The organism is Rhizobium sp. RSm-3, assembly GCF_001854685.1.
GTDB lineage: Bacteria > Pseudomonadota > Alphaproteobacteria > Rhizobiales > Rhizobiaceae > Rhizobium > Rhizobium ecuadorense.
In genome coordinates, this window is sequence record NZ_MAWZ01000046.1 from 119,286 (window position 1) to 144,463 (window position 25,178).

Sequence of the window (25,178 nt, forward strand, 5' to 3'; positions counted from 1 at the left end):
ATCGCTTCCCCAAGCGCCGAAAGCCTGCGTCGCGGGCCGTGCCAGCCGGCCCACAACAGTTGCGAAGGGGAACGCCTAAGCGTCCCCCAGGAAGCGCTCACGCGCTCTCCCGAAACTCGTCATCCACGGTGTCGGGACCGCCCATCGACATGTCGAGGGCAAACCCCTTCACGCGGGCCTGCTGGCCAGCAACCGTATTGGCCGGTGACTTGGTGGCCGGCTTGCGCGGCGCGGCCTGAGGCCGGCTGCGGGCGGTGGCTTTTGCCGCCGGCGGGCGCTCACGGCGTCCGCCCGCCATATCGACCTTGAAGAAGGCGATCGACGTCTGCAGTTCTTCGGCCTGCGCGGCGAGTTCTTCCGAAGTCGCAGACATCTGCTCGGAGGCGCCGGCATTCTGCTGCGTCACCTTGTCGAGCTGCTGGATCGCTTCATTGATCTGGGCAGCGCCGATATCCTGCTCGCGGCAGGCCGCGCTGATCTCGGAAACCAACTCGGCCGTCTTACGGATGTCGGGCACCAGTCGGCCGAGCATTTCGCCCGCTTCCTGGGCAGCCGTCACCGTATCACCCGACATGGCACTGATTTCGGCAGCAGCCGACTGGCTGCGTTCGGCCAGCTTGCGTACCTCGGAGGCGACGACTGCAAACCCTTTGCCGTGCTCGCCGGCACGGGCCGCTTCGACGGCGGCGTTCAGAGCCAGCAGATCGGTCTGACGCGCGATTTCCTGAACGATGCCGATTTTCTGGGCGATCGTCCGCATGGCGTCGACAGCACGGGTCACCGCATCGCCACTGGCTTCCGCATCCTTGGCCGACTGGCGAGCGATCTTTTCGGTCTGAGCGGCGTTGTCGGCGTTTTGCTTGATATTGGAGGCCATCTCTTCCATCGAAGCGGAGGCCTCTTCTGCCGAAGCCGCCTGTTCGGTGGCGCCCTGCGATACCTGCTCGGAGCTTGCCGACAGTTCCTGGCTACCGGCCGAAACATTTTCCGCAGCCGAGATCGCATCGGCGACGACGCCGCGCAGCCGCTCGACCATCTGCTCCAGGGCGATACCCAGCGCATCCTTGTCGGAAAGCGGCTTCGGAGACACCGTCAGGTCGCCGTTGGCGATCTGGTCGGCGACGCCGGCGGTGGTTCGGAGGTTGAAGATCATGCTCTGCATCGCGATGCCGAGCGTATCCTTGTCCGAGAGCGGCTTGGCATCGGTGCTGAGATCGCCCGTGGCGATCTGGTCGGCAAGGGCCGCCGTGGCGCGCAGATTGGCGGTCATGGTATTGACCGTATTGATCAAATCCTTGATCTCGTCATTGGTTCTGACATCGACCGTCTGGTTGAGATCGCCGAGTGCGACGGCGTTTGCGACGGTCGTGATCTTCCTGAGGCCGTTGTTGATTCCGAGCGTTATCCACAATGCGGCGCCGAGCGCGACGAGCACGGCGATGCCGGAAGCGATAGTGAGGATCAACTTGGTCGAGTTGTAAAGCTCGGTATTGGCGTGGTCGGTCGCCTGCATCCCCTTGCGCTGGATCTCGGTGAGGGCAGCGATAGCGCCCCCCATGTCGTCGGTCATCGTCCTGAGGTCGCCGAGTGAAAGCGCCAGCGCACCGGATTTGTCGCCTCTGGCATCGAGTTGCTGCAGCTCGGCGGATTTCTCACGGAATTTCCCGCCGATCGTCCGCAGCTTTTCCCAATGCGGCTTGCCTTCCGGCAAAGCGATCGCAAGACCGGCATCGACGGCATCGAACATCGCCTGCAATTTCTGGTCGGCCTCCTTGTAGAAGCCGGCGGCCGCCTCGGGATCCGTGGAAAGCAGCGCATTCTTCTGAGCGCGGATGGCGTCGACTTCGGCAATATTGGCGTTCAGCGCCAGTTCCAGGCGGCGTACGGAGCCATCGATCATGGCGCCGCTCGCCTCGTTCAAGGTGCCGAGACTGACGCTTCCATACGCCGCGATGCCGATCAGCAGCAGCGTCAAGATGCCGAAGGCAAGACCCAGTTTGAGTTTGATGGTGAAACGCATGCGATACCCCCGATTTGCGGTCAAAACGAATGGAGAGAGACATGTCCCCTTGGCGGGACGTCGAGCTTGGAAGGATGTGTCTGAAAGGGGAAAACGACTCATTCGCTTCCCGGTGGCCGACATCTATCGATCGCAGCGCCAACGCCTACACGCGTTGGGGATATTCCCTCCTCGGGTCGCCGGAGCAACCCGAGGGATCACATGGGCGAAGGCGCTTACGCGCTTTCCCCCGGGGAGCGCTTACGCGCTCTCCCTGAAGTCGTCGTCGCCGGCATCCGGACCGCCCATCGACATGTCCAGAGCAAAGCCCTTGAGACGCTGCTGCTGGGCCGAAATCGTCTGGCCACGGCCCTGGCCGTAGGCCTGCGGGGCGGGTTTGCGGACGGCGGCCGAGGGATGCAGACCCTTGGCCGGAGTTTTCGGCTGTGCCTTGCCGACACCGGACCGCGCGCTGCCTGCGGTATCGACCTTGAAGAAGGCGATCGAGGCCTGCAGTTCTTCGGCCTGCGCCGCGAGTTCTTCCGAAGTCGCAGACATCTGCTCGGAGGCACCGGCATTCTGCTGCGTCACCTTGTCGAGCTGCTGGATCGCTTCGTTGATCTGCGAGGCGCCGATATCCTGTTCGCGGCAGGCCGCACTGATTTCCGAAACCAGCTCGGCCGTCTTGCGGATATCCGGCACCAGGCGGCCGAGCATGTCGCCGGCATCGGCTGCAGCCTTGACGGTATCACCCGACATGGCGCTGATTTCGGCGGCCGCCGACTGGCTGCGTTCGGCAAGCTTGCGCACCTCGGAGGCGACGACTGCAAAGCCCTTGCCGTGCTCACCGGCGCGCGCTGCTTCGACGGCGGCGTTGAGCGCCAGCAGGTCCGTCTGGCGGGCAATTTCCTGGACGATGCCGATCTTCTGGGCGATCGTGCGCATGGCGTCGACAGCGCGCGTCACCGCTTCACCGCTCATCTCCGCATCCTTGGCCGACTGGCGGGCGATCTTTTCGGTCTGCGCCGCGTTGTCGGCGTTCTGCTTGATGTTGGCGGCCATCTGCTCCATCGAGGCGGAAGCCTCTTCGGCCGAAGCAGCCTGTTCGCTGGCGCCCTGCGACACCTGCTCGGAGCTTGCCGAAAGCTCCTGGCTGCCGGAGGAGACGTTGTCGGCAGCCGACAAAGCATCGGCGACGACGCCGCGCAGGCGTTCGATCATGATGTTGACGTTGCCGAGAAGCTCGCCGATTTCGTCGCGGCTGGTGATATCGGCCATCTTCGTAAGATCGCCTTCCGACACTTCGCGTACCACGGTATTGGCGCGGCTGAGGCCCTTGCTGATCGTGCTGGCGATCCAGAAGGCGGTAATCGCCGCAACCAACAGGGCAATGGTAGCCACTGCCATCATCGTTGTCCGTGTGGTCGCATACTGCGCGTCGGCGCTTTCGTCCGCAGCCTTCATGCGCTGCTTCTCGAGAGCCAGGATTTCGCCGAGCGTCGCGTCGATATCGTTGGCAGCGGCCCGGGCTGATGTGACGGAGACGGTATTTGCGCCTTCGGCATTGCCGGCCTTCACAAAGTCGCGGATCTGGTCGTCGGCTGCATTGAAGGTCTTGGAAAGTTCGGCGATACGCGCCCAGCGCACCTTGCCTTCTTCCGTTGCCAGCGTCAGCACGTGGCCGAAGGCATCGGCGAAGTCTTTGCGGGCCTGATTGCCCTTGGCGATTGCACCGGCCGTCTCGTCGGGGGTGCGGGCAGTCAGCAGGTTCTTTTGCTGACGGATGGCCTCGAGCTGGGCAATGTTGATTTGCTGCGCGAGGTCGAGACGGGCTGCCGGACCGGCAAGCAGATTACCGATCGTGTCGTTCAGCGATCCAAGGCTGACGACACCGTAGCCGGCGGTGCCGACCAGCATCAGAATGATGAAGGTGAACGCGGTCACCAGTTTGGTCTTTATTGTCAATCGCATCGTCAAACCCCCAAGTTTGAATTCATCCAGCGTCAATTGGCGGCTCCCGCCGCCTTGTGTCTCGACGAAAAAATTGCCTGAAGATTGGGGAGAATGATGAACTCTCCGCCCCTCTTCACCAGGCAGTTGATATAGTCGGCGCGCCAGCGCATGCCGATGCTCGGGGGCGCCTCGCTCGCGGATTTTGCCAGTGTCGTCACCTCGTTCACCTTGTCGGTTCTGAGGCCGACGAGCGTCTGTTCGCCCTGCAGATCGATCTCGATGACGATGATGCGGCTGTCGATCGTCGCCTCCGCCGCCTCCATCCCGAAGGCCAGGCGCAGATCGGCGAGCGGAATGACCTTGCCGCGGAAGTTGATGACGCTGGCGACGAAGGGCTGGCTTCCCGGCACCGCGGTCTCCGGAAGCAGGTCCAGGATTTCCTGGACGATGACCGCCTCAAGCGCGAAGGTCTCGCCGTTGAGATCGAAGGTTAGCACCTCGACTTCCTCGGCATAGCTCCAGTGGTTGTCGAAACGTTCGGCTGTTGCTGCTGCACTCATCCCGCTACCCGCAATTGCGCCTCCTGCTGCTGACCCGCGGCAACCAGGTGCCCGACGTCGAGAATGAGGGCGACGCTGCCGTCGCCGAGAATGGTCGCGCCGGAAAAGGTCGCGACGTCGTTATGCAGTTTCGACATCGACTTGATCACCGTCTGGTGGTCGCCGATGATCTGGTCGACGACGAGGCCGACACGTTCCGTGCCGGTCGAGATGACGACGACCTTCTGGTGGACGTCGGGCTTCGTGCCGGTGCGGAAGAGATCGCGCAGGCGCAGGAACGGCACCAGGCTGTCGCGCAGCGAGATGAAGCTGCGGCCGCGCGAGCGCAGATCCTCCTCGAGCGACAGTTCGAGGCATTCCTCGACTGCCGAAAGCGGGATGACGTAGCGGCCGGAACCGACACGCACCAACAGCCCGTCGATGATGGCAAGCGTCAGCGGGATGCGCAGCGACACTTCCGAACCCTGTCCCGGCACGCTGACGATGTCGATCGCGCCGCGAAGCGCTTCGACCGTCTTCTTGACCACGTCCATACCGACGCCGCGGCCGGACAGATTGGTGATTGCCGCGGCCGTCGAGAAGCCGGGTGCGAAGATCAGTTGCAGCAGCTCGGAGTCGGAAAGAGACTGGCCGGGATGGATAAGCCCGGAGGATTCCGCCTTGGCGCGAACCCGTTCGCGATTGATCCCCCGACCGTCGTCCTTGATCGAAATAATCACCTCGCCGCCGGCCTGGCGAGCCGAAAGGACCACCGTGCCGGCTTCGGTCTTGCCGGCGGCGAGACGATCGGCCGGCATCTCCAGGCCATGATCGATAGAATTGCGCACCAGGTGCACCAGCGGATCTGCCAGCCGCTCGATGACTGTTTTATCGACTTCGGTCGTCTCGCCCTCCATCACCAGCTCGATCACCTTGCCGGTCTCGCGGGCGAGATCGTGGACGAGGCGGCGGAAACGGGAGAAGAGAGTGGTGACCGGCACCATGCGCAGCACCATCATCGTGTCGCGCAATTCACCGGAGAGGCGTTCGATTTCTTCCGACACGGAGCGCAGCCCGATATCGGCGCTGGCGCTGGCCAGCTGGCTGAGGCGAGATTGCGCGATGACGAGCTCGCCGACGCGGTCCATCAGTTCGTCGAGACGTTCGGCCGGAACGCGGACATTCTCGGCCGTCTTCGCTTGGCTGGCAGCCGCAGGCGCCTCGCGCCTGACTGGGACCGCCTCGACCGGACGAAACTCCGGAACGGCGGCCGCTACCGTAGTAACGGGTGCAGCTGCGGTCTTTTCCTCGATCGGAGCGACGGTTGTCGCAGCAGTGTCGATCTCCTCGACGCTGAGTTCCATATCGTCGAGCACGAAGATGAAGACGTCGTCGATCGCCGAGCGGTCCTGCTCGCTGGTCAGCATCACGTCCCAGGAAATGTGCAGTTCTGTCGGCGTGAGTTCGCCGAGCGGCGGAATGGCCAAGGTGTTGGCGCGCACGGTGCATTCGCCGAGATCACGCAACTCGTCCAGCAGGCCGAGCGGGTTGGTGCCGTTGGCCATGGAATTGGCGGGCAGGCTGAAGCGGATACGCCAGCTGTTTTTCTTCTTCGCCGATATCGCAAGCGCGGCCGCCGATGCGGGAACAGCGGCCGGTGCAACAGGAGGCGCCGCCTGCTTGCCGCCGACGGCAGCCTGCAGCTGCGTCAGAAGCTTGCTGCCGGTATCTCCGTGATCGGCATCAGGCTGATCGACGAGGGCGCGCATATGGTCCCGTGCTGCAAGAACGGCAGCGACGAGTTCGCTCGTCGCGGCGACCTCTCCCTTGCGGACGCGGTCGAAGGCGGTTTCACAATGATGGGTGAAGGCGGCGAGCGCCTCGAAACCGAACATCGCGCCGGAGCCCTTGAGCGTATGGAGCCCGCGGAACACGGCATCGACGAGATCCTTGTTGTCGAGCTGGTGGGTCAGGTCGAGAAGACCCGCCTCGATCGCTTCAAGGCATTCGGCAGCCTCCATGCGGAACACGGCAACGGGATCGAGCGTACTCATCGTCCGAGAACCTTCTTCACGATCTTTACGAGATTTTCCGGATCGAACGGCTTGGTCAGCCAACCCGTCGCGCCCGCGGCCTTGGCGCGCGCCTTGAGATCGGCGTCCGACTCCGTCGTCAGGAAGATGATCGGAACGCCGGCCTGCCCAGGCAGCTTGCGCAGTTCCTCGATCATCGTCAGCCCGTCCATGACAGGCATGTTGAGATCGGTCACGATGAGATCGAAGCTGCTGCCCTTGGCCGTCGCCAGGCCCTCGGCCCCGTCGGCGGCCTCGGTCACGCTGTACCCGGCATTGGTGAGTGTGACCTTGGTGGTCAGGCGGATGCTGGCGGAATCGTCAACAGTCAGGATGTTTGCACTCATAACTTTATACCTCTTTATGCAACCAAAACTTGGAATCTTCTTGATCGAAGGATTCGATGAAACCTGCGCGTTCAAGTACCTTCAGGAGCGAACCGCTTGCAGGCCTAGAAAGTTTGAATGTCTTCCCCTCAGCTTTTGCTTGGCGGCGCGAGGACTCGATGAGCTGAACGAAACTCAGATCCGCTTCGGCACTTTCGGGAATGCTAACTGTGATTGTATCGTGGACGCGAAATGCATCAGTAAACTTTGAATATAGTTCGGATGCCGAGCGAATACTGAGCGAGTCAAGCAAATTTATAGATTCGCAATATTGTTTAGGAGTATCCAATGCAGCCCCCTCGGCCGGAGAAATACTTGACGACCTTTAAAGGACTCTCACGGCAGCGTTAATGCCGGGTAAACAGCGGTTGTATGAAACTGTCGTATAACGAGTCCTGGGACTCCCAATTTCTCATCCGGAAAAAGTTGTATTTTCTTCTCAAAATTTAGAAACAAATAAAGTAAAAGCAATAGGTTAAGCAATATTAACCATCGATGAGATCCGGGCCGGCGCCCATCCACATCTTTCGTTAATCACAACGCTGACGAGTCTGGCGCGTTTACCGGACGTTTCCATCCTGCCCGTAGAAATAGAGTCAAATAAGCCTGTGTTTTAAGAAAAGGTATAAATGTTGGCACACGCTCTGGTATCGCCGATCGCTGCAGCCCACACATCCGGCCGGGACATCGGCCGCACCCTGGAATCCGCTCGCAGCCGGGTCGAGGAACGTTTTCTGGAAGGCGGCACCGTGCTGCTCTCGGTGATGGATGTTCTCAACCGGCTGTTGAATTCTCTGGAGAGTGTCACCGCGGCGCTCGACAATGGGGAATCGAGCGATACCGGCGCCGATCTCCGTGCCACGGTTCAGAGCCTGACGGCGCTGCCGGTCACCGAAGAAAATCGTCAGCAGGCACTCCTCTCGCTGGCGCAGACCGGCAGGGAACTACGCAAATACGTCTCCGACATGCAGGAGACGATGCGTTATCTCAGAACTTTCGCCGTGACCGTGAAGATCACCGGCGCCGGCATTGCCGAATTCGCCGGCTTCGCACAGGAGATCCTGGAGCGAATCTATTCCGGCACCGATGAGGTCAACCGTTTCGCCACTCATCTCGACAGTCTCGACAAGGAGGTCAAACTCGCCGCCTCCTTCGGCGCCAGCGTCTCCAAGGGTTATGCCGATACCGTTCCGGCCGTCGCCGCCGCCCTGCGCGACGATGCCGCCAAGATCGCTGAACACCGCAAGCATCTCGGCGTCGTCGCCCGCGAGGTCGGCGCGATTGCCCGCGGCGTCCAGAGCAAGGTCGCTTCGACGCTCTCTGCCCTGCAGATCGGCGATATCACCCGTCAGCGCATCGAGCATGTGCAGGCCACCCTTTCGCTGCTTGAGGAATTCTTTGCCGGCGAAGAGGGCGCGAAGCTCGATGCCGGCGCGCGCAAGCGTCTTCAGAATGTCATTCACCACCTGACCGCGGCACAGATGAGCGACATGTGCGCCAATTTCCAGCGGGAATCGGAAAACGTCGTCACGACGATCGCCAGTTTCGATCACGACATGCGGGAGATCCTCAAACTGCGCGACCAGATGAGCGGCGCCAGCGGCGAATCCGGCGGCAATTTCATGCGCGCGCTGGAATCCAGCGTTTCGGCCGCCCACGAAATCGTCCAGCAGGTCGACACGGCAAGCCGGCAGGCCGACCAGGTCAGCCAGTCGACGATCGGCACGGCCGCCAAGCTCTCCGAAGCGATCGCCAATATCCGTGCCGTCAAGACCGACATCCATTATATGGCTTTGAACACCAACCTGCGCTGCAGCCGTCTCGGCGAGGAAGGCAGGTCGATCAACGTCGTCACGGCCGAGCTGCGCATTTTCGCCGGCAAGCTCGACGAATCCGCCGATGCCATCGTCACCGGCCTGCCGGTGCTCGAAGCCGCTGCCGGACGCATCGCCCCCGCCATTGATGCCGAGGCCGGCGGCCTGGGAGAGAGCCTGACGTCAGCCGTCGGCAACATCCACTCCGCAGCCGACGTCATGGAAAACGAATTGAAGGTGCTTGCCGAGAACGGCCGCGAGGTCGCCGCCAAGATCGGCCTGCTGATCGGCAAGCTCGATTTCCAGCGCGATCTCGGCGAAGTCTTTGCCCGCTGCGCCGATGTGCTGGATGAGGCGGCCGGCACCGAGGTCGCCGATATCTCCGATCTCACCGAGACGATAGCGCCGCTCGACCGCAAGATCTTCAAGCACTATACGATGGTTCAGGAGCGCAGCATTCATCGCGACATCATCCCGGCGAGCGAGGACAGCGCTCCTGCCCCTGCTCTAGCCGAACCTGCCAAAGTCGAAAGCGACGAGGATCTTTTCGCCGACGCGCTGTTTTAAAGCCGTTCCCGGCCGGGACGCGCGGCGCTTAATTCAGCGCCGCCGGAACTTGTTGGCGGCCTCGATCGCCGCTTTCTGCTGATCGTCCTCGATGCCGAGATAGAAATCCTCGAGCGACGGATCGGCGAGCCCGGCGCGGCGCGACAGGACGTACCACTTCGCCGCCTCGACCGGATCGGGCGCCGTGCCGATGGCGTTGATATAAAGATGGGCGAGCTTGTTCTGTGCCGCGACATTGCCGCCATTGGCGGCAAGTTTCAGCCATTCGAAGCCCTTGACGTAATCCTTCGGCCCGCCGACTCCATTAACGAGCCAGATGCCGAGATCAAGCTGGGCCGTGTCGAAACCGGCACGCGCCGCACGTACCATCCACTCGCGGGCAAGCTGCTTCTTTTCCTCAGGCAGGTCCTTCAGCGTCGCATAGATCTGCGCCACGGCATATTGCGAATCGGCAATGCCCTGCTCGGCCGATTTCTCGTAGAACGGCAGGGCGAGCTTCAGCCCCTTTTCGCCGGGATTGTCGGCGATGAGAAGCTGCGCCCAGTTGAATTCCGCCGAAGGATTGCCAGCCTCGGCCGCCTTGCGCATGTAGTCGTCGGCCTTGACTTTGTCACGCGGCACGCCCTCGCCTTCCATCAGGATCAGCGCATATTTGAACATTGCCGCCGCATCGCCGCCTTCGGCCGCCTTGCCGTACCAGAAGGCGGCATTCTTCACGTCCTTCTTTACCCCAAGCCCTTGCGAGAGGATTTCGCCAATCAGCGTCTGCGCCGCTGCATCGCCGAGCTGGGCGCGTGGCAGCGCCTTGTCCATTGCCGTCAGGTAATAACCGCGCTGGAAGGCGCCGTAAGCCTCGTCGACGGGTCCCTTGTAATCCTTCTCCGGCGGCAGGTCCGGCAGTTTCGCACCCATGCGGTCGAACACGCCGACACCATCGGAGGGCCGTATGACCGAGCCAGAGGGTCGGTCGGTGCGGAAGGTCGAAGCCGGCGCCGAGCCCGGCTGGCTGATGACGCTGTCGCTGGCTTGCGCCACGACGACATCCGGCCCGGCCGCAACGAAGGCGGCCATGCTGGCAAGGATAAATTTCAACAGGCGGGCGGTCGGGATCGGCATGAGCGCGATTTCAATCCTCAAACCGTGGCGCTTTTTCGTCAAGCAAGGCGTTGACTTCAGCGACGATAGACGGCGCCCGGCTGGGCTCGCCGAAGACCGCCAGCCGCAGCGCCACGAATTCCGCTCCGGTTTCGGCGACGGCGAGCGCCGAGACCGGATCGGTGCCGCCCATGACGATGCAGGGAATCTCGATCATCGACGCCCACCATTCGCCGAGCGCAAGGTGCTTCGGATGCGCCTCCGGCTTGATATCGCCGTCGAGCTTGCCGAAGAAGATATAGTCGGGCCTGACTTCGCCGATCTCGAGCGCCTTGTGCCGGTCGGCTGCGTTGCCGCCGCCGACGATCAGCTTCGGCGCATGTTTTTCGATCGCTTCCGAAAGTGCCTCGGCATTGCCGGAAAGGTGCAGGCCATCGGCCTTTGACCGCCCCGCCACGCGGCTGTCGCCGGCAATCAGCGCGGCCGCCCCGGCATCCTGGATCAGCGGCACCAGCTTCTCGGCATGTTTCTGGAAGGTGCCGTCGTCGAGCCCGTATTGCGGCACGATCACCGAGGCGACGTCGCCGCCCTTCAGCGCATCGGCGACGATCCTTGCCTGTTCATCGGCATCGGCAATATCGGGTGCGATCAGCACAAGGCGGCAGCGGTTTTCCGGTTCGGTCATCAGGTCTTTCCGTTTCCTGCGAATTTCCCTTTGAGACGAGGGATCCGCACTCGTTTTGTGTGAGTAGTTCCGTTAGACGAGGCTTGCAAGAGGAGGACGTCGAAAGCATGCCGCAGGATTTGTCATTCTACTACGCCGCCGTGCCTGCCGTTCTGCTGGTGGGCCTCGCAAAGGGCGGCATGGGCGACGCTTTGTCGCTGATCGGCCTGCCCTTCCTCGCCCTCGTCGTCTCGCCGGTCGAGGCAGCGGCGATCCTGCTGCCGATCCTGGTCTTCATGGACATGATTTCGCTCGTCATCTGGCGCAAGCACGGCGACTGGGCGACGCTGAAGATCATGCTGCCGGGCGCAGTCTTCGGCATCGCGCTGGGCTGGGCAACCTCGGCGCTCGTTCCGGGCAATGTGCTGCGCATCGTCATCGGTGCGGTGACCATCCTCTTCTGCCTGCGCTATTTCTGGAACAATTACGGCCCGGGCGCCGACAGGATCGTCCCGCCGCGCGGCCAGCGGCCGGTCGCCGCCAACCTTTGGGGCACGTTTTCCGGCTACGGCAGCTTCGTCGCCCACGCCGGCGGCGCACCCTTCCAGATCTACGCCCTGCCGCTCAAGCTGCAGCCGCGCGAATATACCGGCACCAGCGTGCGCTTCTTCGCGATCCTCAACGCCATCAAGCTGATCCCCTATTTCGCACTCGGCCAGCTCGACACCCAGAACCTTGCAACCTCCGCGACGCTCCTGCCTTTCGCCCCGCTCGCCACTCTTGCCGGCGCCTGGTGCGTGCGCCGCATGAAGCCGGCGGTCTTCTATCCCTTCATGTATGCGATGGCCTTGATCGCCGCCTTCCTCATCGTGCGAGAGGGTCTTGGCTGGTAGAGCCCGCCCTGCAGCAATTCTAAGTGTAACAGCATCCTGAGCGCATCTGAAAAGAAGCACGGTGCTGTAGTACGCTGCAACGCACAATTTCCTTGCTGGAACGGCCGGTTTGACGTAGTTTTCCCGGCATGTCGAACACGGACCCTTTCTCTGCGATTGCCGATCCGAACCGGCGGTTTCTGCTGGAGGAATTGCGTCGCGCTCCGCGGACGGTCAACGAGCTTGCCGAGGGCCTTCCGATCAGCCGGCCGGCCGTGTCGCAGCACCTGAAGGCGCTGCTCGACAGCAACCTCGTCTCGGTGACATCCGAAGGCACGAAACGCATCTACACGGTCAACAACCGCGGTTTCGATAAGCTCAATTTATGGCTGGATCAGTTCTGGGCTTGATGCATGCTTCCGGATGCCGCGGGACCGGAACGAGGGAATAGAACCGGGTCCTAATCCGCGATGGGAACAAACATTCCGACTTTGATATCCTTCAACACGACATTCGTGTGAATGCTTTTGATCTGCGGATTCTCGGACATCAGGTTAGCCGTGATTTCATCATATTGTCCGACATCGCGCGCGGTGATGATCGCGACCAGATCGACTGAACCGGTCACGTAGTAGACCTGCTGAATGTGCGCCTGCTTCGCCAACCAGACCCGGAACTTGGAAAGAGCGTCATAGTTCTCCCGCTCGATTTCCATCCCCGCGATGAACATCATTGGGGTGCCGGCCGCCTTGCGGTCGACCAGGGCAATCTCAGCCGTGATGATTCCGGAATCGCGCATCCGTTTCAGACGCCGCTGCACGGCAGAAGCGGAGAGGCCGACGAGGTCGCCTATGATCTCGGCCTTCATCTGACAATCGATCTGGATAATGTCCAGGATCTTGCGGTCTAGCTGGTCAATCGGTTCCATGATCATCGCCGTCGGTTGTCTTTGCGCATACTATGTCGAATCTGCGCGGTGAAACTGCATATTTCCGCCCATTTGCAGCTATCGCCTTCATCGAGCACGATTCATCGCGGGAAATCTGCGCGTCGTGACCGATGAGTGGCAAAGTGGCCATCAATTTGGTCGTTCTGCAAGCTTCCCGATGACCTTCTGCACCGTCATCCTTTGCTCATCGCCCATGATGAGGAACCGAGATGGTACAATACAATATCGCGCTTATCGGATTTGGCGGGGTCAACCGCGCCCTTGCCGAACTCGTGGCTGAGCAGAACGATCGCTGGCGAACCGAGCTCGGTTTTCAGCTCAACATCGTCGCCGTTACCGACCTCAATCTCGGCTCCGTCGTATCAGCAAACGGCATCGACGCAGGCATGCTCATCGAGACAAGATTTGAGAAGGGCGGGTTCGCAAAGCTTTCCGGCGGATCAGCGGAAGCGAATAACGAGCAGGTCATCAGGCAAGCGCCCGCCGACATCGTCGCGGAAGCCACCTTCACCAATCCTGATGACGGCGAACCAGCTGTTTCCCATTGCCGCTGGGCGCTTGAAAGCGGCAGGCACGTGATCACCACCAACAAGGGCCCGGTCGCCCTTGCCGCTGCCGATCTCAAGGCGCTCGCCCGCCGCAATCATGTTTCCTTCGAGTACGAAGGGACGGTGATGAGCGGCACCCCCGTCATCCGCATGGCGAAAGCAACACTCGCCGGTTCTGGGCTCAACGGTTTCGAAGGCATTCTGAACGGCACCTCGAATTTCGTTTTGGGGCGCATGGAAAGCGGGCTTGGCTTCTCGGAAGCCGTCGGTGAGGCGCAGGCGCTTGGTTATGCCGAGGCGGATCCGACGGCGGATGTCGAGGGCTATGACGTGCGGCTCAAGGTGGTCATTCTCGCGAACGAATTGCTGGGCGCCACGCTGGCGCCGGCTGACGTTTCCTGCCGCGGTATCTCGTCGTTGACTGTCGCCGACCTCGAGTCGGCGGCCAAGGATCGATGCCGCTGGAAGTTGATAGGCTCGGCAATCCGTGGGGAGGACGGTCGGATCGAGGCCTCCGTGGCACCCCGGCGCCTGGCTCTCGACCATCCACTTGCAGGGGTGAGCGGTGCCATCAATGCGGTTTCCTTCAATACCGGCTTGCTCGGCGCCGTGACCGTCACCGGCCCGGGAGCCGGGCGGGTCGAGACGGCCTATGCGCTTCTCTCCGACATTGTCGCCATCCACCGCACCGCACCGGCCCGCTTAAACAAGGAAGCTGCAGAATGACTGCTGTACAGCGCCAGATCGCCTCGACCACCCCAGAGATCGCCGTTTTAAGCCCTTACGATGGTTCCCTCGTCGATATCGTTTCGGCCAGCGGCCCGAACGACATTGACGCACTTCTTGCCCGCACCAGACATGGAGCCGCGTTGTCGCGAGCATTACCCCGGCATCGTCGGGCAGAGATTCTGGAAAAGACGGCGCGGCTTGTCGAAGAACAGTGCGAAGCTTTCGCCCGCACCATCGTCAGCGAGGCGGGCAAGACAATTGTCCAAGCCCGCAAGGAGACCTTACGCTGTATCAACACGCTGAAGCTGTCTGCGGAAGAGGCCAAGCGCAATGCCGGCGAGATCGTGCCGTTCGACGCCTATGCGGGCTCTGAGGCCCGTCAGGGCTGGTTCACACGCGAACCGCTTGGCGTGATCGCCGCCATCACACCCTACAACGATCCTCTGAACCTCGTCGCGCATAAGCTCGGCCCGGCGATTGCCGGCGGCAATTCGGTCCTGTTGAAGCCTTCGGAGTTAACGCCGCTTTCGGCTCTAAAGCTCGTCGAGACGCTGGTTGCGGCGGGTCTTCCGGAAACGGTCGTCACCGTCGCCATCGGCGGCGCGGATCTCGGACACGCCATCGTTTCTGCTCGGGATATTCGAATGGTGTCGTTTACCGGCGGATTTGCGACCGGCGAGGCCATTGCCCGGTCTGCCGGGCTGAAGAAGCTGGCCATGGATCTCGGCGGCAACGCGCCTGTTATCGTCATGGCGGATTGCGATATCGACAAGGCGGCGGCGGGGTGCATTTCGGGTGCCTATTGGGCGGCCGGTCAAAACTGCATCGGCGTGCAGCGCATTCTTGTCCAGGCCGACTGCTACGAGCGCTTCCGCCAGGCGTTCGTGGCCGGCACCGCCAGGCTTAGCGCCGGCGACCCGAGTCGAGAGGAGACGGATGTTGGCCCGATGATCTCGCCGGTCGCGGCCGAGCGCGCGCAAACCGCCGTCGAACAGGCGATCGGAGCCGGAGCCCGGCTGTTGTGTGGACACCAGCGCGACGGCGCGCTCTACACCCCGACGGTGCTTGAGGGCGTTCCTCGCCGAAGCAGACTCTGGCGGGAAGAGATATTCGCGCCGGTGGTTATGCTTGAGCACTTCGAAACGCTTGCCGACGCGATTTGCATGGCGAACGAGCCGGATTACAGCCTGCATGCCGGAATATTCACCGCCAACCTCGCCGATGCGCTGGAGGCTGCGGCCGGCATCGAAGCCGGCGGGGTGATGATCAACGATTCCTCGGACTATCGTTTTGACGCCATGCCCTTCGGCGGCTTCAAGCATGGGAGCATGGGGCGGGAGGGCGTACGCTTTGCCTATGAGGATATGACGCAGCCGAAAGTAGTCTGCATCAATCGCGCATGAGCCGGAAAACTGCGGTGTTCCCAAATATACGCGGAGGAACGCCGCAAGAACAGCAAACTGCGCGGCCGAACCCCATCAAACGGGGCTAAACTCCTTGACAATAAGCCACGCAAAAGTGGGGAACGAAGTGGATGACGAAGGATATTTCCTGCGCTTTGCGGGTCGATGACGTGCACAAAAGCTACGGCGCTCATCAGGTGCTGAAAGGGGTTTCCCTTACCGCGAGAAAGGGGGACGTCATATCGCTGATCGGCTCCTCCGGCTCCGGGAAAAGCACCTTTCTGCGTTGCATCAACTTTTTGGAGATTCCCGATCGAGGGCGCTTCGTCGTCAATGGCGAGGAAGTGGTCTTGAAGGCGGGATCGGATGGCCGCGCCCACCCTGCGAATTGGCGGCAGGTGGAGCGCATTCGCAGCGGCCTCGGCATGGTGTTCCAAAGCTTCAACCTCTGGGCCCATATGACCGTCTTGGAGAATGTCGTCGAAGCACCGATCCATGTCCTGGGCATGGGCCGCAAAGAGGCGACGGAAAAGGCGGAGGCGCTGCTGCAAAAGGTCGGCCTTTATGAGAAGCGCAACGCCTATCCGGCCTTCATGTCGGGCGGCCAGCAGCAGCGCGCCTCGATTGCGCGGGCGCTGTGCGTCGATCCCTCCGTGATGCTGTTCGACGAGCCGACCTCGGCACTTGATCCCGAACTGGTGGGGGAAGTGCTCAAAGTCATTCGTGATCTCGCCGACGAGGGCAGGACGATGCTGCTCGTCACGCACGAGATGAAGTTCGCGCGCGATGTTTCCAGCCATGTGATGTTTCTCCACCAGGGGCGCGTTGAGGAAGAGGGCAGGCCGGAGCAGATCTTCGGCGCCCCCAGCAGCATCCGATGTCGCGAATTCACAAGCTCTTCACGCAATTGAGCGCCGTTGCTCGCCGATCAAAAAGAAAGGGAACTGACATGAAAACTGCAATCTGCCTCATTGCCGGAGCCACTCTTCTCGCCTCAGCCGCCGGTGCGGACGCTGAGGTGCGCTTTGGCATCATGAACGAAGCCTACCCACCGTTCTTTACGAAGGACGCGAGCGGGAATTGGGTCGGCTGGGAAATCGACCTGATGAATGCCGTCTGCTCCGAAATGAAGGAAACCTGCTCGGTCGTCGACATGTCGTGGGATGGCCTAATTCCCGGCCTCCAATCGAAGAAGTTCGACGTTATCTGGTCTTCCATGTCGATCACCGACGAGCGCAAGAAGACGGTCGCTTTCACCAACAAGTACTACAACACGCCGAGCAAGCTGATCGGCGCGCAGGACGGCAAGACCGGCACCGCGGCCGAAGATCTCGCCGGCAAGACGATCGGCATCCAGGTTTCCACGATCCAGGCGGATTACTACAAGAAATACTATGCGAGCGTTTCCTCGGAAAAGACCTATGCCACGCTTGACGAGGCGTTTCAGGACCTGGCCGTCGGCCGCATCGATTACGTCTTCGGTGATTCCATCCCGCTGATGAGCTTTCTCCAGACCGATTTTGGCAAGGGCTGTTGCGAGGACAAGGGCAACGTCAAGGATGACCCGCAGGTTTTGGGACAAGGTATCGGCGGCGGCCTGCGTCAGGAGGACACTGAGCTTCTGGCAAGGCTGAACACCGCCATCGCCGCCGTTCGGGCCAGCGGAAAATACGCTGAAATCTCCAAAAAATATTTCGACTTCGATCCCTACGGCGAATGAACGGAGTGCTTTGGAGCGGCTAAGGCGCCTCACTGCGTCTATCAACCCAATACCTTCTCAGAGAGAAAAAGCGTTCGAGCCGCAGGGACCTCGCTCGAACGCCGAGGAGCTGTTTTCATGGCGACAAGCTCATCCATTGTGGAACTGCTTTCCCCATATCCGCCGGGGTGGGGTGGGGTGCTGCTTTCGGGCGCGGCCTCAACCATCCTGATTTCGCTCGGTGCGTACGTGTTCGGCATACTGATCGGGCTGGCGGGTGCAACAGGTAAACTCAAGGGAAGCCGCGCCGTCGTCACCTTGCTGGATTTTTACACGACGGCAGTGCGCGCCATTCCCGAGCTGATCCTGATCATCGGCCTCTATTACGCCGGGACGGACGGCATCAACAGGGTGTTGTCCACGCTCGGCCTTCCATCGATCGAGATCAACGGCTTCCTTGCCGCGGTCGTCGTGCTGGGCATCGTCCAGGGCGCCTACATGATTGAGGTGTTGCGCGGCGCGATCCTTGCCATTCCCATTGGCCAGATAGAGGCCGCTAGCGCCTTCGGCATGCGGCCCTGGTTGCGCTTCCGGCGTATCGTGCTGCCGGCGCTGATGCCGAACGCCCTGCCCGGCATGGCCAATTTGTGGATGTCGGTAACCAAGGACAGCGCGCTGATTGCCGTCGTCGGATACCAGGAGTTGGCCTTGGCCACGCGGCTCGCCGCCGGCAACACCAAGCATTACTTCCTGTTTTTCCTGGCCGCAGCCGTGCTCTACCTGGTGATCACCCTCATCTCCAATATCGTCTTCGGAGGTCTTGAAACCCGTTTCCGGCGTGGACAGCCGAAATCAGCCTGAGGGGATAGACAGTGGATTTCTCATGGGTTTCCAACTATTGGCCGCTTCTGGTTGCGGGCGCGACACAGACCGTATTGCTGCTTGTCATCTCGGTCGCTCTCGGGTTCGTCCTGGCGATTGGTCTTGCGCTCGCGCAGATCGGCGGACCCTACTGGCTGCGATGGTGCGCCAAAAGTTACTGCACCTGTTTGCGCGGCACACCCTTGCTCATTCAATTGTGGTTGCTCTACTACGGTGTCGGATCCTTGCTGCCGATGATCCCGGGTCTGCGCTCAAGTTTCGTTTGGCCGATCGTGCGCGAGGGCTTCTTCTTCGCTGCCGTCAGCTTCACGCTCAACTACGCAGCCTACGAGGCCGAGGTATTGCGCGGTGCGCTGCTTGCGGTGCCGAAAGGCGAACTGGAAGCCGGTCGCGCCTTTGGCATGACCCACCTGACGCTTCTGCGACGCATATGGTTGCCGCGGGCGATCCGCATCGCCCTGCCGACGATCACCGGCGAGGTGGTGCTGCAACTGAAGGCAACGCCGCTCGCCTTCACCGTCACAGTGATGGATCTCTATGCCGTCGCCTACAAGATCAGGCAGGACACGCTGCTCGTCTACGAGCCTCTGATCGTCGTCACCATCTTCTATCTCTGCCTCACCATCGTCATCACGCGCGCCTTTCGCATTGTCGAAAGCCAGGTGCCGGCGAGGCGCTGACGCTCTCGTTTGAAATTTATCGGAGAATGCATGACCGTAACAAGACCGTCAGATCTGCCCGCGTGCGGCATCGACCAGCGCAGGGTAGTGCCTGCCGCAAACGCGGGGCCCAGTCGAGAAACCCTGGCTCTGAACGGCGGGCTCGTTATCGACCCGGCGACGAAAGCGATCGCCCCGAACATTTCCATGTCGGTCAACAATGTGTTCATACCTGGTGGCGGCCCATTTTCCGCCGATGGCGTCGACGACCTGACGGCGCTGCCCTTTCTCTATGCGCGTTGGACCAACCCGACCGTGCGCCAATTGGAACAGCGACTCGCGGCGCTCGAAGGAGCCGACGACGCCATGGCCACGGCGACGGGCGTCGCGGCGATCGGAGCCACGTTCTTCACCTTTCTCAAGAAGGGTGACCATCTGATCCTGAGCGATGTTTGCTATGCCGGCGCCAACGAGCTCGCCCGGCGTATATTGCCGGACTACGGCATTGAGGTTACGCCGGTCAACATGTCGCGCCCTGAAGACGTGGCGGCCGCCTTCCGGTCCAACACGCGGCTCGTCCATTGCGAAAGTCCGTGCAATCCGATCCTGCGTCTGACCGACCTTGCGGCCATTGCCGAGCTTGCGCGAAAACACGGGGCCTTGATGTCGGTCGATTCGACGCTTGCCACCCCTGTGGCCACGCAGCCGCTCTTGCTAGGCGTGGATCTCGTCATCCATTCGCTCACGAAGTTCATTAACGGCCATGGCGACGCATTGGGCGGGGTCGTCTGCGGACGTAAGGAATTGGTGGAGAAAATCCGGTCGCGCGCCGGCGTCTATCTCGGTGCGTCGATGCCGGCCATGAACGCTTGGCTGATCATGCGCGGCATCGATACGCTGTTTCCCCGCATCCGCATGATCTCGGAGTCGGCCGCGAAGATCGCGGCCTTCCTTCAGGGCCATTCCGCTGTGGAGGCCGTGACTTATCCCGGACTTGCTTCCCATCCTCAGCATGATCTGGCGAAGCACCAGATGGATGTGTTCGGGGGGATCGTGACCTTCCGGGTGAAGAATCCCGGCCAGATGGCGCGACAACTCGCCGAGCGCCTCAAGGTTGCCCACTATACCTTCTCGCTCGGTCATCAGCGCTCGATCGTCGTGTTGCTCGACACACAGGAGATGATGAAATCCACCTATCAGCTGACCGGCAAGCAGCTTGAGGATTACCGCCGGTTTGCCGGCGATGGCGTGTTCCGCCTGTCGGTCGGGCTGGAAGCGACCGACGATCTGATCGTCGATCTTGATCAGGCTATTTCAGACTGAGCGGAGAGAAAGGAGGAGCGGGACCATGGCGACAACGCGCATCGAGACAGATCTTTTGGGTAGTCGGGAGTTGCCGGCCAATGCTCTGATCGGCATTCATACGCTTCGGGCAATGGATAATTTCGACATTTCCGGCATCAAACTGCAGGATTTTCCCGGGTTTCTCCAATCTTTCGCGATGGTCAAGAAAGCTGCGGCCGCCACCAATCTGGAGCTGCGGTTGCTCGACTCCGCGATCGCGGGCGCGATTGATCGGGCCTGCGACAGGCTGATCGCCGGTGAAATCCTGGCGCCACACTTTCCGATCGATATGATGCAAGGCGGCGCGGGCACCTCGACCAACATGAACGTCAACGAAGTCATCGCCAATCTGGCGCTTCAGGAGATCGGCCGGCAGGCTGGCAGCTACGACGCGGTCAATCCAAATGATCACGTAAACCTTTGCCAATCGACCAACGACGTCTATCCCACTGCAATCCGGCTGACTGTATGGCGGTGAAACTCTCGAAGATCTGCAATGACCTCCGCCTGCTGTCGAGTGGTCCGCGCGCCGGCTTTGGCGAGATCCGTCTTCCGGCCATGCAGGCGGGCTCGTCAATCATGCCGGGCAAGGTCAACCCGGTGATCCCCGAATTGGTGAACCAGATCAGCTTCCAGGTCATTGGCAACGACTTGACGGTCACACTCGCTGCCAGCGCGGGGCAACTCCAGCTGAATGCCATGGAACCGATTATCGTGCTCAACATCCTGCAATCCATGCGGCTGTTGGTGAGGGGAATGGATGCGCTTCGCACTCGGTGTATCGACGGGATCGAGGCAGATTCCCAGCGCTGCCGCGCGCTTCATGATGGCGCTCTCATTCTTGCCGCAGCCCTCAATCCCTTCGTTGGATACGCCCGGGCGGCCGCGCTTGCCCGTACTGCGCTTGCCGAAGGAATTCCGTTGCGAGAGGCGGTCGAGCGCGACAGCGGTTTGCCTGCAGCTCAGATCGAGACGATCTTCGGCATCAAAAACATCGGGGCCTACGAGTCGGTACAACACTGAAGGAAAGCAAAAATGGCTGTTTTCACGGATCTGTCGGAGGCAGATTGCGGCCGGATCGCGACGACCTATCGCCTGGGCAATCTTACATCGGTTATCGGCATTGCCGATGGCGACGCCGAAACGACTTACCTTTTCCGCTCCGGGCGGGGTGAGTTCATCGTCACCCTATTCGAAAACGGGGCCGACCCCTTCGACCTCGAACTTGCCTTCCGCACGATGGAAACGCTCTCTGGCGCCGGCATTCCCTGTCCGGCAACCTTCCGCACTGATGCCGGTGCGGCGACGATTACCGTGTCGGACAAGCTTGTCGCGGTTGTCGGTTTTATGCCAGGCTCTCGACTGAGCGAAGTCACTCCCGCCAAATGCCGTGCGCTTGGGACCTGTGTCGCGCGAATCCACCAGGCGCTGGGGCGGCCGGCGAAACGAGCGTCACTTGGGCTGCCGAAAGGTCCCGTGCACGGCGCACTCAATCGCGACAACGTCTTCTTCGTCGACGAGATGGTGAGCGGCGTCATCAATTTCCGCTTGCGCCATGATGATGTTCTGATCGCCGAACTCGCTGCCGTTATATTGCATTGGGCTGTGACCGCAAGCGGCACTCTTGAGAGGACGCTGGTCAGCGCATTGCTCGCTGGCTACGAAGACATCAGGTTCCTCAGCGAAGCGGAGTGGCGGGCCGTGCCGGCTTTCGTCATGGCAGCGGCCGCCACCGTGTTTGCGCAGGATGGCAGGCTAACCGATCTCGAATCCGCCACACAGCGGGTCTTCCTCTCCGCCAAGGACTGCATTGAGGAAATACGGCCATGAAGCGTATCCTCGACCGATCCGACGAACGCATTCTAACCGAGCTAACCCGCAATGGCCGGATTCCCCACGCGGAACTGGCCGAAAAGGTCCACCTGTCGCGCAACGCCGTTCGCCAACGCATCGAGCGATTGGAACGCGACGGCCTGATTCAGGGCTATACGATTGTCGTGGGTGAGGGAAAAACGCGGGCCGCAGCCATCACAGCGATGATCTTCGTGTATCGCCACGACCGCATGCGCGGCGGCGACGTCATCCAGACGCTCAAAGGGATACCGGAGGTCATTTCCTGCGACGTTATGAGCGGTGAATTCGACCTGGTCGTGCGGGTTGAAGCAAGCGCGGCAGACCGTATCCGCGAAATCTGGCAGGAGGTTTCGGCGCTGCAAGGGGTGCGCGACACGCTGACGGCATTTGCCCTGTCTTCGATGATCAAGCGTTGACCGAAATGGCAGGCAGATCAACGGCATAAGCACTTTGATATATGCGTTGTGCCGTGGCGCTCGCAAAAGCGCCAGCCGCAATGCCGCTGGCATCGGGCTGGCGCAATTCTGGTGTAAAATCACCGGTTCTTGCTGATTTTAGGCGGAATGGATGGATTTACCTTTTCTTTCGCAAGATGATCGACCGGCGACCCTTGGGAAGATCAGTGGACGGATGACTTGAGACGCATAATCTCGTCCTTGATGCGCAGCTTGCGGCGCTTGCATTCGGCAATTTCCGTATCGGAGATGGAGGGAGCTGTTCTGAGCGCGTGCAGCTCCTCCTCGAGAGCGACATGCTTTTTCTGGAGTGATTCAAGATGAGCTTGAACTGTCATTTGACCCTTCCTTCCTCTTACCCTCCCCGGCCAACATCGTCGGGGATCAAGGTGTCAACGCGGCGGACTGTGACATATTTTTGAAGGCTTGTCGAAGGCCAAAAGATGAAGACCGGATGGCAATTTCATGATCAAGACTAACTAGCCGTTACCTGTATTTGGTGATAGGAGCTTGCGGAAATCATCGGCAGGTCGGACAAGGTCCGAGGACGATAACGGGGAATGCATATGGCCGATCAGGAACAGGCGGAAATCAGGCTCACCGTGGCGCGGCTGCGCCAGGAGCACGAGGATTTCGACGCCGCGATCAACGCCATGATCCAGATCGGATGCGATGCTCTGCGGATCCAGCGCATGAAGAAGAAGAAGCTCGTCATCAAGGACAGGCTTTCGAAGCTGGAAGATCAGATCATCCCTGACATCATCGCCTGAGGGGGATAACAATGACGACAGACAGACCCTCCGTCGCCATCATCATGGGCAGCCAGTCCGACTGGGAGACCATGAAGAACGCCGCCGACACGCTGGAGGCGCTGGAAATCCCTTATGACGCGCGCATCATTTCGGCGCACCGCACGCCCGACCGCATGGCGAATTTCGCCAAGGGCGCGCGCGCCGAGGGCTTCAAGGTCATCATCGCCGGCGCCGGCGGCGCCGCCCACCTGCCGGGCATGACGGCATCGATGACGCCGCTGCCGGTCTTCGGCGTGCCGGTCCAGTCGAAAACCATGTCCGGCCAGGACAGTCTTCTGTCGATCGTGCAGATGCCGGCCGGCATTCCTGTCGGGACGCTCGCCATCGGCAAGGCCGGCGCGGTCAACGCCGCACTGCTCGCCGCCGCCGTGCTTGCCCTTTCCGACGAAGAGATCGCCGACCGGCTCGATGAATGGCGCGAACGTCAGAGTGCCGCCATCGCCGAATACCCGATGGACGACCAATGACTGTAGGAACGATCGGTATTATCGGCGGCGGCCAGCTCGGCCGCATGCTGGCTATCGCTGCCGCCAGGCTGAATTTTCGCACGGTCATTCTCGAGCCGCAGGCGGACTGCCCGGCCGCCCAGCTCGCCAACCGGCAGATTACCGCCGCCTATGACGATCCGGCGGCATTGGCCGAACTAGCGGATCTCTGCGATGTCGTCACCTATGAATTCGAGAACGTGCCGGTCGCAGCCGCTGAGACGCTCTCGGCAAGCCTATCCGTCTATCCGCCACCGAAGGCGCTGGAAGCCGCCCAGGACCGCCTCGTCGAAAAGCGTTTTCTCAATGGCTGCGGCATAACAACCGCCCGCTTCCACGCGATCGACAGCCAGGCCGATCTCGAAATGGCGCTTGACGATTTCGGCGGCCAGGGCGTGCTGAAGACCCGCCGTCTCGGCTATGACGGCAAGGGCCAGAAGGTTTTCCGCTCGGTGGCCGACAGCGCTGATGGCGCCTATGCCGCGCTCGGCGCCGTGCCGCTGATCCTCGAAAGTTTCGTCGCCTTCGAGCGCGAGGTCTCAATCATCGCCGCCCGCGCCACCGATGGCACGGTCGTCTGCTTCGATCCCGCCGAAAATGTCCATCGCAGCGGCATCCTCCACACCTCGACGGTTCCGGCTACGATCTCGCCGGCGACGGCGGACGCCGCGCGCCGGTCGGCCGAAACGATCCTCGCAGCATTGAATTATGTCGGCGTTATCGGCATCGAATTCTTCGTGCTTGCCGATGGCAGCCTGATTGCCAACGAGATGGCGCCGCGCGTCCACAATTCCGGCCACTGGACCGAGGCCGCCTGCGTCGTCAGCCAGTTCGAACAGCATATCCGTGCCGTCGCCGGCCTGCCTTTGGGAGACGCCGGACGCCATTCCGACTGTGTCCTGCAGAACCTGATCGGCGACGATATCCTGGCCGTTCCCGACTGGCTGCAGCGCCCCGATACGCTGGTTCATCTCTATGGCAAGACCGAATGGCGCCCCGGCCGCAAGATGGGCCATGTCACCACCTTGACGCCGAAATCGCCGGTTTCGGCCTGAGAAAACACCTTTGCGCCTTGGGAAAAACACCGTCATGCGGTTGACACGGAAAAGGTGACGCGGTATCTGCTCCCCACCTAAACAGCGCGCCCGACGGCGCGCTTTTGATTGTTAAAAGATACGGGCGAATGTGAATTCCCCATAGAGATCGCGGATCAGAAAAATGAAGATCAAGAATTCGCTCAAGTCGCTCAAGGCTCGTCACCGTGACAACCGTCTGGTTCGCCGCAAGGGCCGCATCTACATCATCAACAAGCTGAACCCGCGCTACAAGGCTCGTCAGGGCTGATTTCGTGCGTCCGGATCGCTTGCCCGCGTGAGCTTGCTCCGGCGGATATCCGGT

26 protein-coding genes and 1 pseudogene are annotated in these 25,178 nt (G+C 61.2%); 17 read left to right on the forward strand and 10 right to left on the reverse strand.

The window, feature by feature from the left end:
* Positions 1-97: 97 nt before the first annotated feature.
* From BBJ66_RS25905 to BBJ66_RS33770, 6 genes are all read right to left on the reverse strand, one after another.
* Positions 98-2,020: a HAMP domain-containing methyl-accepting chemotaxis protein gene (locus tag BBJ66_RS25905; protein ID WP_049734649.1), complete on the reverse strand. Its 1,923-nt coding sequence runs from the start codon at positions 2,018-2,020 to the stop codon at positions 98-100.
* 240 nt (positions 2,021-2,260) lie between these two features.
* Complete coding sequence (locus BBJ66_RS25910) at positions 2,261-3,970, reverse strand: methyl-accepting chemotaxis protein (RefSeq protein ID WP_049734849.1); 1,710 nt, start codon at positions 3,968-3,970, stop codon at positions 2,261-2,263.
* Between the two features lie 32 nt (positions 3,971-4,002).
* On the reverse strand, positions 4,003-4,512 hold the full coding sequence (locus tag BBJ66_RS25915) for a chemotaxis protein CheW (protein ID WP_049734650.1): 510 nt from the start codon (positions 4,510-4,512) through the stop codon (positions 4,003-4,005).
* Positions 4,509-6,545 (reverse strand): chemotaxis protein CheA, encoded by a 2,037-nt coding sequence (locus BBJ66_RS25920; RefSeq protein WP_049734651.1) that lies wholly within the window; start codon positions 6,543-6,545, stop codon positions 4,509-4,511. The genes BBJ66_RS25915 and BBJ66_RS25920 overlap by 4 nt, the downstream gene beginning before the upstream one ends.
* On the reverse strand, positions 6,542-6,910 hold the full coding sequence (locus BBJ66_RS25925) for a response regulator (protein ID WP_049734652.1): 369 nt from the start codon (positions 6,908-6,910) through the stop codon (positions 6,542-6,544). The genes BBJ66_RS25920 and BBJ66_RS25925 overlap by 4 nt, the downstream gene beginning before the upstream one ends.
* A gap of 4 nt (positions 6,911-6,914) precedes the next feature.
* Entirely contained in the window at positions 6,915-7,238 is a 324-nt protein-coding gene (locus tag BBJ66_RS33770) for an STAS domain-containing protein (RefSeq protein WP_083335620.1), read from the reverse strand.
* 343 nt (positions 7,239-7,581) lie between these two features.
* On the opposite strand from BBJ66_RS33770, the gene BBJ66_RS25935 reads away from it, so the two are divergent.
* Positions 7,582-9,330, forward strand: a complete 1,749-nt coding sequence (locus tag BBJ66_RS25935; protein WP_184343375.1) for a chemotaxis protein — start codon at positions 7,582-7,584, stop codon at positions 9,328-9,330.
* 33 nt (positions 9,331-9,363) lie between these two features.
* Here the strand turns inward: BBJ66_RS25935 and BBJ66_RS25940 are convergent, their stop codons facing one another.
* Positions 9,364-10,446 carry a tetratricopeptide repeat protein gene (locus tag BBJ66_RS25940; protein WP_071090831.1) on the reverse strand — a complete coding sequence of 361 codons (1,083 nt, stop codon included), beginning with the start codon at positions 10,444-10,446 and terminating at the stop codon, positions 9,364-9,366.
* Positions 10,447-10,456: 10 nt separating this feature from the next.
* Complete coding sequence (locus BBJ66_RS25945) at positions 10,457-11,110, reverse strand: thiamine phosphate synthase (RefSeq protein ID WP_071090834.1); 654 nt, start codon at positions 11,108-11,110, stop codon at positions 10,457-10,459.
* Positions 11,111-11,217: 107 nt separating this feature from the next.
* Here BBJ66_RS25945 and BBJ66_RS25950 point away from each other — a divergent pair, with 107 nt between their 5' ends.
* A complete protein-coding gene (locus BBJ66_RS25950; protein WP_049734657.1) occupies positions 11,218-11,982 on the forward strand; it encodes a sulfite exporter TauE/SafE family protein in 765 nt (254 codons plus the stop codon).
* Between the two features lie 128 nt (positions 11,983-12,110).
* Positions 12,111-12,371 (forward strand): ArsR/SmtB family transcription factor, encoded by a 261-nt coding sequence (locus BBJ66_RS25955; RefSeq protein ID WP_003542830.1) that lies wholly within the window; start codon positions 12,111-12,113, stop codon positions 12,369-12,371.
* Between the two features lie 50 nt (positions 12,372-12,421).
* Here BBJ66_RS25955 and BBJ66_RS25960 read toward each other — a convergent pair whose 3' ends face one another.
* Positions 12,422-12,889: an Lrp/AsnC family transcriptional regulator gene (locus BBJ66_RS25960; protein ID WP_049734850.1), complete on the reverse strand. Its 468-nt coding sequence runs from the start codon at positions 12,887-12,889 to the stop codon at positions 12,422-12,424.
* A gap of 230 nt (positions 12,890-13,119) precedes the next feature.
* Here BBJ66_RS25960 and BBJ66_RS25965 point away from each other — a divergent pair, with 230 nt between their 5' ends.
* From BBJ66_RS25965 to BBJ66_RS26010, 10 genes and pseudogenes are all read left to right on the forward strand, one after another.
* Positions 13,120-14,184, forward strand: coding sequence for a homoserine dehydrogenase (locus BBJ66_RS25965; protein ID WP_071090837.1), 1,065 nt, complete (start codon positions 13,120-13,122; stop codon positions 14,182-14,184).
* Complete coding sequence (locus BBJ66_RS25970) at positions 14,181-15,590, forward strand: aldehyde dehydrogenase family protein (protein ID WP_071090840.1); 1,410 nt, start codon at positions 14,181-14,183, stop codon at positions 15,588-15,590. The genes BBJ66_RS25965 and BBJ66_RS25970 overlap by 4 nt, the downstream gene beginning before the upstream one ends.
* A 131-nt stretch (positions 15,591-15,721) precedes the next feature.
* Positions 15,722-16,501 carry an ABC transporter ATP-binding protein gene (locus BBJ66_RS25975; protein WP_071090843.1) on the forward strand — a complete coding sequence of 260 codons (780 nt, stop codon included), beginning with the start codon at positions 15,722-15,724 and terminating at the stop codon, positions 16,499-16,501.
* Between the two features lie 38 nt (positions 16,502-16,539).
* Complete coding sequence (locus BBJ66_RS25980; RefSeq protein ID WP_049734661.1) at positions 16,540-17,310, forward strand: transporter substrate-binding domain-containing protein; 771 nt, start codon at positions 16,540-16,542, stop codon at positions 17,308-17,310.
* 117 nt (positions 17,311-17,427) lie between these two features.
* Positions 17,428-18,150 (forward strand): ABC transporter permease, encoded by a 723-nt coding sequence (locus BBJ66_RS25985; protein ID WP_071090846.1) that lies wholly within the window; start codon positions 17,428-17,430, stop codon positions 18,148-18,150.
* A gap of 11 nt (positions 18,151-18,161) precedes the next feature.
* Complete coding sequence (locus tag BBJ66_RS25990; protein WP_049734663.1) at positions 18,162-18,851, forward strand: ABC transporter permease; 690 nt, start codon at positions 18,162-18,164, stop codon at positions 18,849-18,851.
* 30 nt (positions 18,852-18,881) lie between these two features.
* On the forward strand, positions 18,882-20,153 hold the full coding sequence (locus tag BBJ66_RS25995; RefSeq protein ID WP_071090849.1) for a trans-sulfuration enzyme family protein: 1,272 nt from the start codon (positions 18,882-18,884) through the stop codon (positions 20,151-20,153).
* A 25-nt stretch (positions 20,154-20,178) separates the two neighbouring features.
* Positions 20,179-21,197 (forward strand): annotated as a pseudogene (locus tag BBJ66_RS26000) (lyase family protein).
* A 12-nt stretch (positions 21,198-21,209) separates the two neighbouring features.
* Entirely contained in the window at positions 21,210-22,004 is a 795-nt protein-coding gene (locus BBJ66_RS26005; RefSeq protein WP_071090852.1) for a phosphotransferase, read from the forward strand.
* Positions 22,001-22,444, forward strand: a complete 444-nt coding sequence (locus BBJ66_RS26010; protein WP_049734667.1) for an Lrp/AsnC family transcriptional regulator — start codon at positions 22,001-22,003, stop codon at positions 22,442-22,444. The genes BBJ66_RS26005 and BBJ66_RS26010 overlap by 4 nt, the downstream gene beginning before the upstream one ends.
* A gap of 203 nt (positions 22,445-22,647) precedes the next feature.
* On the opposite strand, the gene BBJ66_RS26015 is transcribed toward BBJ66_RS26010, so the two are convergent.
* Complete coding sequence (locus BBJ66_RS26015; protein ID WP_003566443.1) at positions 22,648-22,821, reverse strand: YdcH family protein; 174 nt, start codon at positions 22,819-22,821, stop codon at positions 22,648-22,650.
* Positions 22,822-23,049: 228 nt separating this feature from the next.
* On the opposite strand from BBJ66_RS26015, the gene BBJ66_RS26020 reads away from it, so the two are divergent.
* The 4 genes from BBJ66_RS26020 (at position 23,050) to ykgO (ending at position 25,124) form a co-directional block, all read left to right on the forward strand.
* Positions 23,050-23,253, forward strand: a complete 204-nt coding sequence (locus tag BBJ66_RS26020) for a YdcH family protein (RefSeq protein WP_003566445.1) — start codon at positions 23,050-23,052, stop codon at positions 23,251-23,253.
* An 11-nt stretch (positions 23,254-23,264) separates the two neighbouring features.
* Positions 23,265-23,762, forward strand: coding sequence for a 5-(carboxyamino)imidazole ribonucleotide mutase (gene purE / locus BBJ66_RS26025; protein ID WP_049734668.1), 498 nt, complete (start codon positions 23,265-23,267; stop codon positions 23,760-23,762).
* Complete coding sequence (locus BBJ66_RS26030) at positions 23,759-24,835, forward strand: 5-(carboxyamino)imidazole ribonucleotide synthase (protein WP_071090854.1); 1,077 nt, start codon at positions 23,759-23,761, stop codon at positions 24,833-24,835. The genes purE and BBJ66_RS26030 overlap by 4 nt, the downstream gene beginning before the upstream one ends.
* A gap of 163 nt (positions 24,836-24,998) precedes the next feature.
* Positions 24,999-25,124 carry a type B 50S ribosomal protein L36 gene (gene ykgO / locus BBJ66_RS26035; RefSeq protein ID WP_003582204.1) on the forward strand — a complete coding sequence of 42 codons (126 nt, stop codon included), beginning with the start codon at positions 24,999-25,001 and terminating at the stop codon, positions 25,122-25,124.
* The last annotated feature ends 54 nt before the right edge of the window (positions 25,125-25,178 follow it).